This is a genomic window from Leptotrichia sp. oral taxon 417, assembly GCF_013394865.1.
Classification (GTDB): Bacteria; Fusobacteriota; Fusobacteriia; order Fusobacteriales; family Leptotrichiaceae; genus Leptotrichia; species Leptotrichia wadei_A.
The window spans coordinates 456,160-471,357 of sequence record NZ_JABXYV010000001.1; the positions used below are offsets into that span (position 1 = coordinate 456,160).

Sequence of the window (15,198 nt, forward strand, 5' to 3'; positions counted from 1 at the left end):
TGTTTATAAAGAAAAACGTCAGTCGTGAAAAGTCGTTTTTATTAGAAAAAAAGATTAGGAGGATAAAATGAGCAAATATAAATTATGGTTCAGTATAGGCAGCGGATTGGGTAAAGAAAGCGATGAAGTTGATTTAGTAGATGATTTAGGTTATACAGAGAAAAAGGCGGAAGAAATAATAAAAAATGAAAGTGAACAGCGTAAGCTGTTCGAGGAATGGAGGGATGAGAATATAGACCAAAATTTTGGAGTTGTAAAAGAAAATTAGGAGGAAAGTATGAAAAACAAGGATAGAATGCAATTTAATTTAAAAAACTAGAGAAAATTGAATTGGAGTTTATGGAATAAGGAAGATGAAAATAAAGCGAGTTTTGAAAGAATATTAAATAAAGACAAGTATAAAAAGAAATAGGAAGGGAATTAGTATGAGAAAAATAGTATCAGCAATAATAACAATATTATATTTAGCAATTATTTTGGGAAGTTTAGGATTATTAGTGTATAAAACAATAAGTGATATTTCAAGTGTAAAAACATTATTAGAATTTGCGAAATTAATGTTAATAGATTTTATATTATATATTTTTTGGGGAGTAGGGGTTCAAATTTTAACTTTTATTTTTGGATTGTTTAAAATTGAGGAGGATAAATTGTAAGAAAAATAATGGGAACAATATTTTGTTTATTAAAATTAGCAAAAACAATATTATCTGTTACGTTAGGAGCGGGAATAGGTAATGAAATTTATAAAATATGGAAAGCGGAGGAATAGGAATGAAAAAATTACTATTAATTGTGATGATTTTAGGAGCATTAGTTACAAGCTGTGATGAAGAAAATTTTGGGAATGATACAAAAAATGATAAAGAGAATACTTTAAAAATAGGTGATAAGTTAGCAGGCAATCAAGCAACACCTAGTGATATTGATTATAGTTTAGAAAGATATAATTTAATAAAAAGGGCCTACTGGGTAAATGGACAGCGTGAAAAAGCATTGAATTTACCAAGTGCTGTGAAACGTCCGTTAGGATATATAACATTGTTTACAGAAAACGGTGGAATAGTTGGAAGTTTTGTAGTAGATGGAAAAGTGTCAAGTTTAAATAGTTTTTTAACTCCAGATAGTGAATTATATGAATGTAATCCTTCAAGTAGTTATAGTTGTAAAAATAATTGGATTCCTGATGTAGATGGAAGTTATGGAGAAAATGATAACGGGATATTTTTCTTTACTCCAGATGGGAAATATATTGAGTGGACAGGAATATACGTGTATACAGATATTCCAATGAAAGTGGAAAATACAGTTGTTAAATTTGAAAAATAAAGGGGAATGAAATGAAAAAAATATTTATATTAATTATTTGTGGGCTATCTATGACAGCCTGCAATCCTTTTTTAGGGATAAATAGTTGGTTTAATAAAATAGACTATGAATTGGAAAAACAGAATGATAGACAAAGATATGACAGATTAAAAAAAGTGGAAGATACTGCAAGAGCAATGGTAAGCAGTTATGAAAGTGATAAGCAAATTTATTTGTCTATGAAAGATGAGAATAAGGAGATAGCCTTACAAGCAAAGATAAGAGCAAATAATACAGCGATTCAATATAATCAGTTTATTTTGAAAAATAGTTATCTATGGAAAAATAATATACCACAAGATATAAAAAATGAACTTGAAATAATTAATTAGGGATAAGGAGTTAATATGAAATACATAGAATTATTTGGAAGAAAAATAAAAGAGTTGTCTGAAATTTTGAAAGACGAAACAATAAGTGATTTGGAAATAAAAGAGGAAAGTGATATGTATGGGATAGATCAATTAAAAATTTCATTTAAAATTGATGATAGTGACACCTTCACTCTCTATATACGGTTATCTAATTTTGTTGGAGCAAATGGGATAGAGTTTTTATCGGAAGAAGAAATTGTAAGAGAATTTGAAGAAAAGTATAGTTATTTAAAGGGATATTTACTTGGTGAAACTATAAAAGAAAGAAAAATAAACGGTTATTCAAATGAAATAAAATCTCATATTAGGGTTGCAAAAAAAATGCATGAAATTTATCGTGTTTATTTTGAAAAAGTAAGAATAAAGAAATTTACTACAGCTTATGAAACAGTTGAATTTTATTTGAAACAAATGGAAAAGCAAATAAGAAAAATGTGTGAAGCATATCAGGAAAATAAAAATATAGAAAACTTTTTAGATAATTTAGAAGTGTTAGCTAGATTGACGGCAGATGAAATGGGTGCATATAGTTTACGGTTATTAACTTGTGGACGTAAAAATTATGATTGTGCTGACAATATAATTAGAGATTGTTTAAAAGGTATGAAAAAATGTGTAGAGGAAATAAGAAAAAGAATTTAAAATTTTGGGGGATAAATGTTATATTCAGGAATTAGATATATTTTAAAATGTATAGCAAGAATATTTGTGCTCATAGCCTTGCTTGTATACAATGATGATGATTTAATGAAGTTTGATGAAGAGGATTAGATATGTTAAATATAATAATGAGAGTTATAAATGCCATTCTTACTGTAACATTTGTTTTAATATTAGTATGGTTTGTTTATAACCTAGTAATAAGATTTAAAAAGAATATAGTAGTATTTAAATTTAGAATAATAAGCATAAGAGGATTTTTAATTGGTATGTCTATAAATTTATTTGTAATTTATTGTTTGATTCGTATTATAAGCTTTTTTGTGATTAGAGTGTAAAAATGATACAATAGATATAAATAAGAACAAGAAGGGAAAAACCGTGGGAAAAATTAATTTAGATTATTTGATTTATAAAGAGTTTAAGGAATTAATCAAAAATTTTATGGGAAATAGAAAATTTGAAATTAGTTATGGAATTGAAGATGAAATAATACTAAAAAATTTTGTAATTTATGTTGAATATAAAAATAAAATATTTAAACTATCAGCACAAAAATCATTTTCTGGTGACAGCGGATGGGATTATAAAGAAACCGATACGAATGAATTAATAAAAAAATTGGAAGACGAATTTGAAAAATTTAAAGAAAAAGTTTTGAAATTCGATGAAATAAATGAAATGAACTTCGATGAGTTGAAAGAGAAATATTTTGAAGAAATGGGATTGAAAAAAACAGGGAAATAAGGTATAATTAGGAGGTAATGTGAATAAAAAATATGAAATCTTAATTGAAGAGGATTTAGACATAAAATATTTACTTGACGACATTCTAACTTTAAAGAAAACGAAGAAGGAATGTGAAATAAGAATTGTTTTCAATAAAGGGAAACTTACTAAAAAAAGATATATTGTAAGAAGTTTACATCATTAAACTACAATTGAATAGGCAAGACTATAGATATATGAGCCATTAGATGAATAGATTTTAAAATAAGTCTATTTGTTTAATGGCTCTTTTTTTTGTCTAAAAAACTAAAAAAGGAATTGAAATTATGATAGTCATAGCAATTATATTTTATTACTTAGTAATAACATTAATATTAATAATTTCTATAAATTATTTGGGAAGATGGCTAAGAAAATATATTGAGAAAAGGATTGACGAGGGCCTTACTCTTTTGGAAAAACTTGAGGATATAAATGATGAACTGGATACAAAGATAAATAATGTGAAGATTAAGATATATGATATGTATCTTGATAGATGTAAAGAGAGTTTGAGAAAGAAAAGGAAAATGGAAAGAGAGTACAGGGAATTGACACAAAAAGTAAAGGAAAAAATGAAATAAAAAAAAGGTACTTTTGGGAGATTTTTTTTGGTCGTGGGTCTGGCGAGTCCCGGAAAACATCCGGATATGAATTTTTTTTAAGTTCATGTCCTGTCCGATAGGAGGTGAAAATGGAAGCAAAATATGACGAGATTATAAAAGGTGTCGTGCTGGCTAAAATATTGAATTTGAGCGAAAGGCATCTAAGGCGTTTGGCAGAGGAAAATGTTATCAAAAAAAACGGACAAAATAAATATTTATTTTTGGAAAGTGTTCATTCATATATTGAGTATCTGGAGTTAAAAAATGATGCAGATGTAGATTTGAAAGATGAAAAAATTAGGGAAGAAATAAAGAAAATAAAAAAAGATACAGAATTGAAAGCCTTGAAAATATCGGAGTTAAAGAATCAATTACATCCGGCGGGAGTAATTGAAGAAGTAATGACGAGTATGCTTGTCAATATAAAGGGAAAATTGCTTTCATTGCCTAATAAATTAGCACCTACTGTAATTGCTTGTGATAACTTGGGAGAAATACAGGACATCATTTTAACAGGAATATCTGATACTTTGACAGAATTAAGTGAATATAGTCCTGAAATGTTTAAAAGTAAAAATTATATTGATGAAGATGAGGATGAAGAGAATTTAAGCACTAAATCAATTAAAAAAAATTTAAAGGAAGAGAAAAATGACAACCCGAAAAAGAGAGGCAGACCTAAAAAAAGCAAATAATTTGTTTAAAAAAATTATTTCGGTATTAAAGCCACCGCCAAAATTAACGATTGATGAATGGGCAGACAATTATAGAATATTAAGTTCCAAAACTTCTGCGGAACCAGGTAGGTGGAATACTGATAGAGTACCGTTTCAAAGAGAAGTGATGAAAGCAATATCTGATAAACAAACAGAAAAAGTAATAATGATGTATGGAGCTCAATTATCCAAAACAGAACTTTTGTTGAATACTTTTGGACATCATGCTGATTATGACCCTGCTCCTATAATGTTTTTAATGCCGACTCAAAAAATGGCAGAAGATTTTGCGACAACAAGATTAAATGACATGATACTTAGCACACCACAATTAAAAAGTAAAATAATTGAAAATGAAACGTCAAGAGATACTAAAACTCAAAAAGATTTTCCAGGTGGATATATTATTTTAACTGGAAGTAATTCAGCAGCTGAACTTGCGAGTAGACCAATACGGATATTATTGGCAGATGAGATTGATAGATTTCCAAATGATGTAAAGGGTGAAGGTGATCCGTTAAATTTAGCAATTGAGAGAACAAAAACATTTTGGAACAAAAAAATTGTTTTAACAAGTACACCAACAGTAAGAGGGGAATCAAGAATAGAACAGGAGTATGAAAATAGTACACAGGAAGAATATTATATCCCTTGTCCAAAATGTGGAACAATGCAAAGATTGGAATGGAAAAATATTGTTTTTGAAAATATTGGACACAAATGTCAAGATTGCCTTGAAGTTTCAAGTGAATATGAGTGGAAAAAGAATATGAAAGAGGGAGAATGGATTGCAGGAAATGTTGAAATTGATCCGAAAGCAGTAAGAGGATTTCATATTAATGAATTGTATAGTCCTTTTTCGACTTGGAAAAGTATAATAAAAAAATTCAAGGAATCTAAAGGCGATGTTCAACTTATGAAGGTTTTCACTAATACTGCATTAGGTGAAACTTTTGAGGAAAAAAGAGATAAAATGGATTTTGAAAAAATATCTCACAGAAAAGAACATTATGGCTGCGAAATTCCTGAAAACGTAAACGTTTTGACTGCGGGAGTTGATGTTCAAGATGATAGATTGGAATGTGAAGTTGTAGGTTGGGGAGCTGATGAAGAAAGTTGGGGGATTTGTTATAAAGTGTTTATAGGAAATCCTGCAGAAACTCATGTGTGGAGTCAGCTTGAGAGATTCTTGGATACTGAATTTACCTATTCTAACGGACAGAAAATAAAAATAATATGTACCTGTATTGACACAGGAGGAAATCACACGATGTCAACTTACGGATTTGTGAAACCTCGTGAAATTAAAAGAATATTTGGAGTAAAAGGTGGAAGTGTGGAAGGTAAGCCGTTTATTACAAGGCCAACTAAAACAAATAAAGGACAAATTTCGCTATTTGTATTAAATACTGATACTGGGAAAGAAACTATTATGGCCAGATTGAGAATTGATTTACCTGGACCAAGATATATGCATTTTCCGGATAATGTAGAAAGAGGGTATGATGAAACATACTTTAAAGGATTGACTGCAGAAGTTAAGATTACAACTTTTGAAAAAGGAGTAAGAAAAACTAAGTGGGTTGTTACAGGAACTAAAAGGAATGAACCGTTGGATATTAGAAATTATGCTTATGCTGCGTTAAAAATAGCTAATCCTGATTTGAGTAAAAAATATTTGATTGATGTTACAGAAAGACCAAAAGTGCAAACAAAAAGAAAAATATTGTCGAAAGGAATTTAGAAAATGGGAAAATCAAATTATTCAAGAGAATATATTTTAGAAATGATAGTTGAATACGGCAAAGCTGAACGAGCAGCTTTGGCTGGAACTAGTTATAAAATTGGAACTAGGGAACTTACTCGAATGGGAATAGATGCAATAAGAAAAGGAAGAGCTTACTGGGAAAATGAATTACAAAAATTGAACAGTACAGGAAACAGAAGAGTTAGAAGAGGTATACCTAGAAATCTTTAGTAGAAAAGGAGGTGTTTTATGAATTTTATTGATAAATTAATAACAGTGTTTAACCCGGAAAAAGGACTTAAAAGATTTCAGGCAAGAAGAAAATTAGAAATTCTTAATACTGGATATTCAAATCACGGTGCTTCAACTACTAAAAAATCAATGCTAGGCTGGCAAAGTGCTGGCGGTGGAGTGAAAAAGGATATTTATAAAAACCGTAAAAAATTGATTGAGCGTTCAAGAGATTTGTATATGGGAACTTCTGTTGCTACTGGAGCACTAAAAACTATTAACACGAATGTCGTTGGAAGCGGATTAAAATTAAAGGCTGCTATTGATAATGAGACAATAGGGATTAGCGATGAGGAAGCTGAAGCAATAGAAAGTTTGATTGAAAAAGAATTTGAACTTTGGTCGAAAGATAAAATTGATAATTTAGGGACTATGAATTTTTATCAGATTCAGGAACTTGTGTTTTTGACAGTGCTGATGAATGGAGAATGTTTTATAAAATTAAATTATTTTGAAACTCCAAAAAATCCATACAGTTTGAAATTGGAAATTTTAGAACCTGACAGAATATATACTCCAAACAATATGATTTCAGATAAAAGTGTGGTTGAAGGTGTGAAAATAGATAAAAACGGAAGAATTGAAGGTTATTATGTTTCATCTGAACATCCATTAGACGCAACTGGGGGAGTAAACGAGAAACTTATAAAAGTTTATGGAAGCGAAAATCAAAAAAATATAATACATCTTCTTTTCACAGAAAGACCTGAACAAGTAAGAGGAATTCCAATATTATCTCCAGTTATTGAGAATTTAAAACAGCTTGGAAATTATACTGAAGCTGAACTAATGGCAGCAGTTATAAGCGGAATGTATGCAATTTTTATTGAAAGCGAAGCCGAAAATTCGAGCGGTGCTGATGTAGGCGAACTCGAAGCAGTCGAAAATGATTCGCTGGTAGATTCGGAAGATGAAACTACTATAGAACTTGCACCAGGAATGATTATGGGGCTTAATCCAGGAGAAAAAGCAAAAGCTACCAATCCAGGAAGACCTAATGCTCAATTTGATCCTTTTGTTACAAGCATTTTAAGACAGATAGGAAGCGCTTTGGAAGTTCCATATGAACTTTTGATAAAGCATTTTACAGCAAGTTATTCAGCAAGCCGTGCAGCACTTCTGGAAGCGTGGAAAATGTTTAGGAAAAGGCGTGAATGGTTTGTAGAGAATTTTACCCAGCCTGTTTATGAGGAGTGGCTTAATGAAGCATATTTGCTAGGTAGAGTTGAACTTAAAAATTATGGAACTGACTTTCTTATAGACAAAGCGTGGTGTGGTTCGCAATGGAATGGACCATCTCAAGGGCAAATAGATCCGTTAAAAGAGGCTAATGCAGCAGTTATAAGAATCAATAATGGATTATCGACTAGGACGAGAGAAACAGCCGAACTTAATGGAGGAGATTTTGAGCAGAATATAAGAATTTTGGCAAAGGAAAGTAAATTATTAACAGAGAAAGGAGTGGTATTGAATGCCGAAACAATTCAAATTTTGGAACGTGATGAAGAATGAGGAAGAAAAATCAGCGGAACTGATACTTTATGGAAGTATTGGAAGTGATGAATATTGGGATGATATATCTGATAAGGCGTTTAAACAGGATATTGAAAATCTTGGCGATGTGGAAAATATAACTTTACACATAAATAGTCCAGGAGGGAGTGTATTTAGTGCTGTAGCGATAGCAAATATTCTTAAAAATCACAAAGCTAAAGTGACAGCAAATATTGATGGATTAGCAGCGAGTGCCGCAACTATTATAACAAGTGCTTGTGATACTGTAAGAATGCCTAAAAATGCTTTATTTATGATTCACAATCCAATTACTTTTGCTTATGGGAATAATCAAGAAATGCAAAAAACTGTTCAAATGCTTGATAAGGTTAAAAATAGTATTATTGAAACATATTTAAATAAAACAAAAACTGATAAGGAAACTTTATCTGAATTGATGGATAATGAAACTTGGATGAATGCAGAAGAAGCTAAGGAATATGGATTTATTGATGAAATATTAGATGAAAATGTGGAAAAAGAAGTTATTGAGAATAAATTGATTATAAACAATACGGCTTTTGACATTTCAAAATTTAAAAATTTTAAAGAAAAGAAAATTCAGGAGCCAAGAGTGATAAATATTTCTGTAAATAGTACAGGAAGTCCTGAAGAAATAGCTGATAAATTTAGAAATATATTAAATTCGACAGAAAATCAGAAAAATAAAGGAGGAAATATGACATTAGAAGAGTTAAAAAACAAATTTCCAGAACTTTGCAATCAAATCTTTAATGAAGGTAAGGAAGCTGGAATAACTAAAGAAAGGGAAAGAATGAGAGAAATTGATAACTTGGATGTATCAAATTATTCTGAACTTGTTGAAAATGCTAAATATAATGATCCGGTAGAGGCTAGTGTGTTAGCAGTAAATATTTTGAATAAACAGAAGGAAGAAAGAATTAAGAAATTACAAAATATTAAGAATGATAGTCAAAATAACTTTACACCGCCAGTTCCAAATAATGGTACAGCGGAAAATAATGAAGAGAAAAAATTTATGGGAGTAAATATTTCAAACATTTTTTCTTTAATGAATAAAAAAACAGAGGAGGGCAAATAATGGATTTTGTAACAAAAGGCAATGAATATGCCAGCGAACAGTTTTTAAGCGGTACAGGGCATAAATATATGGAATTTGAAGTGCCACAAGGTAAGAATGTAAAAAGAGGAGACGCTGTAAATGCAGGTGCTGAACTTTCAGATGGGACGGATTTGTTTGGAATAGTTATGGAGGATGCAGATGGAACAACTGTAAAAACTAAAACAACTGTAGCTATTTCAGGAGAATTTATATTTGAAGGGCTGAAAGTGAAAGCAGGAACACAGAAAGCAGGCTTTACAAAGGCAGCTAGAGATAAAGGTATTGTAATAAAAGGATTAGGAGGTAAGGAATAATGCCAGCAGTAATAGAATTTATTGGGTTGTATGACCAGAATGTGATTAGACCGAAATCATTTATAAAAGACAGTTATTTTAAAAATAGAAAAACATCAGAAAATCAAAAAATGGAAATAGAATTTAGAAAAGGAAGACAACTTGTAGCACCTTTTGTATCTGAATTTATTCCAGGAACAGAAATGGTAAAGAACACTTATGAAAGTAAATTTTTTCAAGCTCCAAAAGTAGCACCAAAAAGAACTTTTTCGGCTTTTGAGTTGTTTTTTAACAAAACAGCAGGGGAAACAATTTATGGCGGGAAAAGTCCCGAGGAAAGAAAAGCAGACTTACTTGCAGAATCTTTTGCTGAATTTGAAGAACAAATTACAAGAAGAGAAGAAAAAATGTGTGCTGAAGCGTTGTTTGATGGGAAAGTAGTTGTAAAAGGTGAAGGAATAGAAGGGGAAATTAAATTTGGAACAGTTGAAGAAATTACACCAGCTGTTTTATGGACTCAACCTAATGCCGATATAATTGGAGATTTACAAGCGGCAATAACAAAAATAGGAGAAAACACAGGTTTAAGACCTGAAATGATTTTAATGGACCCAGTAACTGCAAAATTATTTGTAGAAAATGAAAAAGTTCAAAAATTATTAGATGTAAGAAATTATCACATGGGAGAAATTGATCCTAGAGAAATTGCAAGTGGAGCAATCTATATTGGAACTCTTGCACCATTTGGACTTCCTATTTATTCTTATCAGTCACAACATTCTGTGTTAAATGCTGATGGAAAAACTTATTCAACAAAAAATATTGTTCCTGAAGGTAAAGTGTTGTTAGCACCAAGCAATAATACAATTATCTATGGACCAGCAGCAGATGTAAAACAAGGAATTATTGTAGCAGAGCGTTCAGTATTTACAGATGAAGATTCAAAATCTAACACTGTAGAAATCAGGACAGAATCAAGACCTTTACCAGTAGTGTATGACATTGAAGCTATAAAAATATTGAAAGTAAAATAGGAGGTTGACATGAAGTACAAGGTATTGAGTCCTTTGGTGTATGCTGGAACAGTATATAATGCTAAACAGGAAGTTGATATTATCGAAAATACAGTTGCTAAGGATTGTATTGAAAGAGGTATTATAGAGAAAATTACAGAAAACAAATCTAATAAAGTTGAAAAGAAAATTGAAATTTCAGAAGAAACTGATAATAAAAGTAAAAAATAGGTGATATTCATGGAATTTAAAGATGTAATCAAATCGGATATAGCAAATGTGTTTCTGAATAACAACGAATTTGGAACGGAGCATACATTGAATGGAAGAAAAGTTATATGTGTGATTGATGAAGAAAAATTTCAGAACAAACAGAAAAATGGACTTATTTCAACAGAGGAAGGAGTTTTTCAGAACGGATTCACTTTATTTATAGGTTATCCGTATCTGAAACTTCGGCCACATACTGGTGAAAATATAACAATAGATGGCATAAAGTATGAAGTTGCAGCAAGTAAGTCAGATATGGGTATGTTCGAGATAGATTTGTTTAGAAATGAGGAAATATAGTGTTTGAGATAAAAATAGATGAAAGTCAATTGAGATATATTGAATCAAATTTTGATAACTTAAAAGGTAAAATGCCAAATGCTCTTGCTAATGCTATAAATAGGAGTATGGAAATGGTAAAAACAGAAGCATTAAGACAAGCTACATCGAAATATACAATAAAAAAAGGAGAATTGAGTGAGTCGATTAAATTTATAAGGTCATCTGGTGGAAATTTAACAGCTAGAATAGTTTCAACTGGTAGCGTTATAGGGTTGGATCATTTTAAATTAACACCTAAAACTAGAGGAAAATATAAAAAGACTGTTAATTCAACAGTAAAAAAAGGAGAAGGCGGAAGTATACCAAATGCTTTTATTGCTTATTCTGATGGTAGATTGGGAGCTTTTAAAAGAAAAAGCGAGAAGAGATTACCGATAGAAAGATTAATGGGACCTTCTGCTCCACAAATGTTAGGTGAGGATAGCATATTGGAATATTTGCAAGGATTTATGGAAGAAAAGTTAAACATGCGTCTTGAACATGAAATTGAAAGGTTAATGGGATGATAAAACATACAGAGGAAAAAATATTTGAATTTCTTGATAAAGAACTTTCAAATAAAGGAATCAAAGTATATAGGGGATTTTTACCACAAAAGAGTTTTGAGGACAGGGAAAATGGAAATTATAAAGAGAATTTTCCTTATGTTACATTAAGAATAGTTGAATTTAAGCAAGAAAGAGCTGGAATAGATTACTATGATTCTCCTGTTGAGTTTGAAATATGGGTAGCCACAAAAGAAAATGGTGAAAATGATTATTTAGAAAATTTATCTTTAGCAAATGAAATAATGGAAAAATTATTGGAAGAAACTACTAAACCAGTAAAAGATAAATTATTAAACATTGATAATCAAGGTTCGGGGTTTGTAATAGATCAAACCAAGGAATTTAAAGTTTCATTTCATTCCGACCAATACAGACCATATTTTTTCTCAAGAATATCGTTTTCAGTTTATGGAGAAGCAATTTCATCAGTTTATACTAATAAATTATAAGGAGGTAAATATGGAAAAAAAGCAATACATATATTTAGGTAACAATATAGAATTTAAAAATTTTAGTTTTTCAAAAGGAGTAGTTTATTTTGAAAACGACAAGATAAAAGAAATAATGGAAAAATTTCCTTTGATAAAAAAAATACTAATTGATATTGAAGTAATTGGAAAAATAGAAAGAAATGAAAATATCTTTACTGTTATTACAAATCAATTAAAAGAACAAATAAAAGAGGAGGATAGAAATGGCTTATAAACATGGTACATACCAATCTGAAACTGCGAGTGATTTAATCTTGCCTGTTACACTTGATTACGGTCATTTTATTGTTGGAATGGCACCAATTCATAAATTGAAGAAAGAAAATAGAAAAACAAACGAAGTTGTAAGAGTCGGAACTTATAAAGAGGCTATTCAATATTTTGGTGACACTTATGATTTAGATTTTTCAATTTCACAAGCTATCAAAATATTTTTTGAACTTTATGCTGTAGCACCTTTATATATTGTGAATATCCTAGATGTTGAAAAACATAAAACAGATAATAAGAAAACTATGATGGCTATAGAACTTAAATCAGGAAAAACAGTAATTAATAATCATAAGATAATCACAGATACTTTAGTAATAAAAGATAATGCAACAAGTTTGCCAATATCGGATGCTATAACAATTTGGACTGCTGAAGGATTAGAAATTTATGCAACACCGTCATCAGGAAACAAAATAGATATTGAATTTAATGAGATAGATTTATCAAAAGTTAAGAAGAATGAGGCAATAGGTGGATATGACACAAATACAATGAGAAGAACTGGCTTGGAGCTTGTAGATGAAGTATATTCAAAATTCTCAGAATTACCTGCTTTTATAGATATTCCAGATTTTTCTCGCGAAAGTGAAGTTGCGGCGGTTATGGAAACAAAAGCAGGAAATATAAATACAGGAATGTTTGAAGCAATAGCTTTAATAAATGCACCTGACAATAAAAGATATGATGAAATCCCAAGTTGGAAAGATGAAAAAAATATAACATCAAAGGATCAAATCGTGCTTTATGGAAATATTAAACTTGCTGACAATGTTTATTTTCCATCATTACATTACGCAGCACTTTCTTTGAAAACCGATTCTGAATTTGATGGAATACCTTCTCAAACTCCTTCTAACTATTCATACAAAATGGATGCGTTAGCTTATAAAAATGCAGATGGAGTATTTGAAGAAATTAGATTAGATAAAGAACAGCAGGCTAATTTTTTGAATAAAAACGGAGCAATTACTGCGATTAATTTCAAAGGATGGAGATGCTGGGGGTCTGAAACGGCTAAAAATCCGTTAGCAACAGATCCAAAAGATAAGTTTACATACACGCGTAGAATGTTTAAATATGTGGGTAATGAACTGGTTATTACTTATTTTAATTCGGTTGACCAAAAATTCTCTTTAAAATTAGCTGAAACGGTTACAAAATCTGTAAATATTCGGCTTAAAGGTTTGGTGTCGGCTAATCACTTTTTATCGGCTGAAGCTGTTTTATCTGAAGAAGATAATACTTTAGAAAATGTAATAAATGGGGATATAACATGGACAATCAATCTTGGGGTAATACCAGCAATGAAATCTATGACATTTAAGAAGAAATATGATGTAAAAGCATTGGAAACATTTGCTCAAGCACTAAAACAATAATTTAAGGAGGTAAAATAATGGGAAAACACCAAATACCAACGGCGTTAAATGATGTTGAAATATATATAAACGGCTCAAGTAAACTCGCAGGGGTTGGAGAGGTAGAATTGCCTAATCTTGAAACTTCGTCTGTTAATATCGAACAAATTGGGATGGTATCAGAATACGAAGCAGCACTTACTGGGCATTATAAAAAACTTGAAGCGAAAATAAAAATGGACTGTGTGGATGAAACACTTTTAAATTTTAATAACAACAATGAACTTTTAATTGAGTGTAAAGGAGTTATTCAAAAAATGAATAAACTCACACATGCTCCTACTTTTGTAGGAATAGACGCTACTTTTAAGGGAATGATCAAGAAATTCGATGGTCCAAAATTAAAACCAGGATCTAAACTTGAAGCTTCTTTTGATTTAACAGTAAGTTATTACAAAATGGAAATAGACGGAAAAGAAATAGCTAATATTGATGTATTTAATAGAATAAGTAATGTAAACGGGCAAACTAACAGCAAAATCAGAAGATTGCTGGGATTAATATAAAATAGGAGGATAGAATGATTGTAAAATTATCAAAAGAATATAGTTTAGGGAGTAAAAAATATAAAGAAATTAATTTAGATTTGGAAGGGATGACAGGTTTAACATTAATTGAAGCTGAAAGGGAGTATTATACAAGAAATAAAAATTCAATGATAAAAGAGTTGGAATACGGATGGTATCTAACAGTTGCTTCAGAATCAAGCGGAATTAAATATGGAGATTTCTTGAAATTAAATGCTAGAGATTGCGTGAAAATTGTAAATGCTGTTAGGGGTTTTTTACAAAGTACGGACTTGGAAGAAATAGAGGAAGCAGAAGTAGTAGAAACCTTAGGGTCAATAGAGTAGAAGAGATACTAGATTTGCAAGATTGTATTACAACTTTAGTAGAAGTTTTAAATTATTCAGATGAAAATAAAACGAGTATAAATGTAAGCTATGAAACTTTAATTAATTGTAGATTGTATGAATTAGAATATTGGAATTTGAGAGCTGAAAAGTTGTTAGAAGACTCAGAAAAGAGAAGCTCTGATAGTGAATAAAAAAAGAGGACTCATCAGTCCTCTAAATCCTTTGAAAAGAAAGCGTACATAATGGAAGTACTTAGCGAAAGGTAGATAGCAACCCAAAAAGGTCCGAAAATAAAAATTAATGGAAAAGATATAAGAGCTATAAGGAATGAAGCAAGAGCTATAAAAATTTTTAGTCCTGTATTAGTTTCTTTTTTAGAAAAATTCTTTTTTGCTGATTTTTCAGTAATATTCTTAAAATAATTTTTTATTTTATCTTCGTATGGTTTAACTTCATCTTTTGTTAAATATTTAAAAAAGTTTATAATATAAATTTTGTATTTATCGTATAGTTTTTTCATAACAAAC

General features: G+C 30.2%; 25 protein-coding genes. 24 read left to right on the top strand and 1 reads right to left on the bottom strand.

The features are described 5' to 3' along the window. The first annotated feature begins 67 nt into the window (after nucleotides 1–67). From HW276_RS02255 to HW276_RS02370, 24 genes are all read left to right on the top strand, one after another. A complete protein-coding gene (locus HW276_RS02255) occupies nucleotides 68–268 on the top strand; it encodes a hypothetical protein (protein ID WP_178937248.1) in 201 nt (66 codons plus the stop codon). A gap of 157 nt (nucleotides 269–425) precedes the next feature. Beyond that, entirely contained in the window at nucleotides 426–656 is a 231-nt protein-coding gene (locus HW276_RS02260; protein WP_178937249.1) for a hypothetical protein, read from the top strand. A 118-nt stretch (nucleotides 657–774) separates the two neighbouring features. Then, on the top strand, nucleotides 775–1,329 hold the full coding sequence (locus HW276_RS02265; protein WP_178937250.1) for a hypothetical protein: 555 nt from the start codon (nucleotides 775–777) through the stop codon (nucleotides 1,327–1,329). 11 nt (nucleotides 1,330–1,340) lie between these two features. Further along, nucleotides 1,341–1,700, top strand: a complete 360-nt coding sequence (locus tag HW276_RS02270; protein WP_178937251.1) for a hypothetical protein — start codon at nucleotides 1,341–1,343, stop codon at nucleotides 1,698–1,700. 15 nt (nucleotides 1,701–1,715) lie between these two features. Then, nucleotides 1,716–2,384: a hypothetical protein gene (locus HW276_RS02275; protein WP_178937252.1), complete on the top strand. Its 669-nt coding sequence runs from the start codon at nucleotides 1,716–1,718 to the stop codon at nucleotides 2,382–2,384. Between the two features lie 399 nt (nucleotides 2,385–2,783). Further along, nucleotides 2,784–3,149, top strand: a complete 366-nt coding sequence (locus HW276_RS02280; RefSeq protein ID WP_178937253.1) for a hypothetical protein — start codon at nucleotides 2,784–2,786, stop codon at nucleotides 3,147–3,149. 19 nt (nucleotides 3,150–3,168) lie between these two features. Further along, nucleotides 3,169–3,336, top strand: a complete 168-nt coding sequence (locus tag HW276_RS02285; RefSeq protein ID WP_178937254.1) for a hypothetical protein — start codon at nucleotides 3,169–3,171, stop codon at nucleotides 3,334–3,336. Between the two features lie 121 nt (nucleotides 3,337–3,457). After that, nucleotides 3,458–3,754 carry a hypothetical protein gene (locus HW276_RS02290; RefSeq protein ID WP_178937255.1) on the top strand — a complete coding sequence of 99 codons (297 nt, stop codon included), beginning with the start codon at nucleotides 3,458–3,460 and terminating at the stop codon, nucleotides 3,752–3,754. A 110-nt stretch (nucleotides 3,755–3,864) separates the two neighbouring features. Next, nucleotides 3,865–4,470, top strand: a complete 606-nt coding sequence (locus HW276_RS02295) for a MerR family transcriptional regulator (RefSeq protein WP_178937256.1) — start codon at nucleotides 3,865–3,867, stop codon at nucleotides 4,468–4,470. Continuing rightward, nucleotides 4,427–6,235 carry a phage terminase large subunit family protein gene (locus tag HW276_RS02300; protein WP_178937257.1) on the top strand — a complete coding sequence of 603 codons (1,809 nt, stop codon included), beginning with the start codon at nucleotides 4,427–4,429 and terminating at the stop codon, nucleotides 6,233–6,235. The genes HW276_RS02295 and HW276_RS02300 overlap by 44 nt, the downstream gene beginning before the upstream one ends. 3 nt (nucleotides 6,236–6,238) lie before the next feature. Continuing rightward, nucleotides 6,239–6,469: a DUF6148 family protein gene (locus tag HW276_RS02305; RefSeq protein WP_178937258.1), complete on the top strand. Its 231-nt coding sequence runs from the start codon at nucleotides 6,239–6,241 to the stop codon at nucleotides 6,467–6,469. An 18-nt stretch (nucleotides 6,470–6,487) separates the two neighbouring features. Then, nucleotides 6,488–8,041, top strand: coding sequence for a phage portal protein (locus HW276_RS02310; protein ID WP_178937259.1), 1,554 nt, complete (start codon nucleotides 6,488–6,490; stop codon nucleotides 8,039–8,041). Then, nucleotides 8,001–9,146 (top strand): head maturation protease, ClpP-related, encoded by a 1,146-nt coding sequence (locus tag HW276_RS02315; RefSeq protein WP_178937260.1) that lies wholly within the window; start codon nucleotides 8,001–8,003, stop codon nucleotides 9,144–9,146. Before HW276_RS02310 ends, HW276_RS02315 begins: the two co-directional genes overlap by 41 nt. Continuing rightward, the gene (locus HW276_RS02320; RefSeq protein ID WP_178937261.1) at nucleotides 9,146–9,481 is read left to right on the top strand and encodes a hypothetical protein; all 336 of its coding nucleotides are present in this window, start codon (nucleotides 9,146–9,148) and stop codon (nucleotides 9,479–9,481) included. Before HW276_RS02315 ends, HW276_RS02320 begins: the two co-directional genes overlap by 1 nt. After that, nucleotides 9,481–10,494 carry a major capsid protein gene (locus HW276_RS02325; protein WP_178937262.1) on the top strand — a complete coding sequence of 338 codons (1,014 nt, stop codon included), beginning with the start codon at nucleotides 9,481–9,483 and terminating at the stop codon, nucleotides 10,492–10,494. The genes HW276_RS02320 and HW276_RS02325 overlap by 1 nt, the downstream gene beginning before the upstream one ends. A 9-nt stretch (nucleotides 10,495–10,503) precedes the next feature. Further along, nucleotides 10,504–10,704, top strand: coding sequence for a GTP-binding protein LepA (locus HW276_RS02330; RefSeq protein ID WP_178937263.1), 201 nt, complete (start codon nucleotides 10,504–10,506; stop codon nucleotides 10,702–10,704). Nucleotides 10,705–10,713: 9 nt separating this feature from the next. Next, nucleotides 10,714–11,043, top strand: a complete 330-nt coding sequence (locus HW276_RS02335; RefSeq protein WP_178937264.1) for a hypothetical protein — start codon at nucleotides 10,714–10,716, stop codon at nucleotides 11,041–11,043. After that, on the top strand, nucleotides 11,043–11,591 hold the full coding sequence (locus HW276_RS02340; protein ID WP_178937265.1) for a phage tail protein: 549 nt from the start codon (nucleotides 11,043–11,045) through the stop codon (nucleotides 11,589–11,591). The genes HW276_RS02335 and HW276_RS02340 overlap by 1 nt, the downstream gene beginning before the upstream one ends. Continuing rightward, entirely contained in the window at nucleotides 11,588–12,082 is a 495-nt protein-coding gene (locus HW276_RS02345) for a hypothetical protein (RefSeq protein ID WP_178937266.1), read from the top strand. Before HW276_RS02340 ends, HW276_RS02345 begins: the two co-directional genes overlap by 4 nt. Nucleotides 12,083–12,092: 10 nt before the next feature. Then, nucleotides 12,093–12,338 (top strand): hypothetical protein, encoded by a 246-nt coding sequence (locus HW276_RS02350; protein ID WP_178937267.1) that lies wholly within the window; start codon nucleotides 12,093–12,095, stop codon nucleotides 12,336–12,338. Next, nucleotides 12,328–13,776, top strand: a complete 1,449-nt coding sequence (locus HW276_RS02355) for a phage tail sheath protein (protein ID WP_178937268.1) — start codon at nucleotides 12,328–12,330, stop codon at nucleotides 13,774–13,776. Before HW276_RS02350 ends, HW276_RS02355 begins: the two co-directional genes overlap by 11 nt. A gap of 17 nt (nucleotides 13,777–13,793) precedes the next feature. Next, the gene (locus HW276_RS02360; RefSeq protein ID WP_178937269.1) at nucleotides 13,794–14,321 is read left to right on the top strand and encodes a phage major tail tube protein; all 528 of its coding nucleotides are present in this window, start codon (nucleotides 13,794–13,796) and stop codon (nucleotides 14,319–14,321) included. Nucleotides 14,322–14,335: 14 nt separating this feature from the next. Next, nucleotides 14,336–14,668 (top strand): hypothetical protein, encoded by a 333-nt coding sequence (locus HW276_RS02365; protein ID WP_178937270.1) that lies wholly within the window; start codon nucleotides 14,336–14,338, stop codon nucleotides 14,666–14,668. A 14-nt stretch (nucleotides 14,669–14,682) separates the two neighbouring features. Further along, nucleotides 14,683–14,862: a hypothetical protein gene (locus HW276_RS02370; RefSeq protein ID WP_178937271.1), complete on the top strand. Its 180-nt coding sequence runs from the start codon at nucleotides 14,683–14,685 to the stop codon at nucleotides 14,860–14,862. A gap of 14 nt (nucleotides 14,863–14,876) precedes the next feature. Here HW276_RS02370 and HW276_RS02375 read toward each other — a convergent pair whose 3' ends face one another. Next, complete coding sequence (locus HW276_RS02375; RefSeq protein WP_018499654.1) at nucleotides 14,877–15,191, bottom strand: hypothetical protein; 315 nt, start codon at nucleotides 15,189–15,191, stop codon at nucleotides 14,877–14,879. Nucleotides 15,192–15,198: the final 7 nt, after the last annotated feature.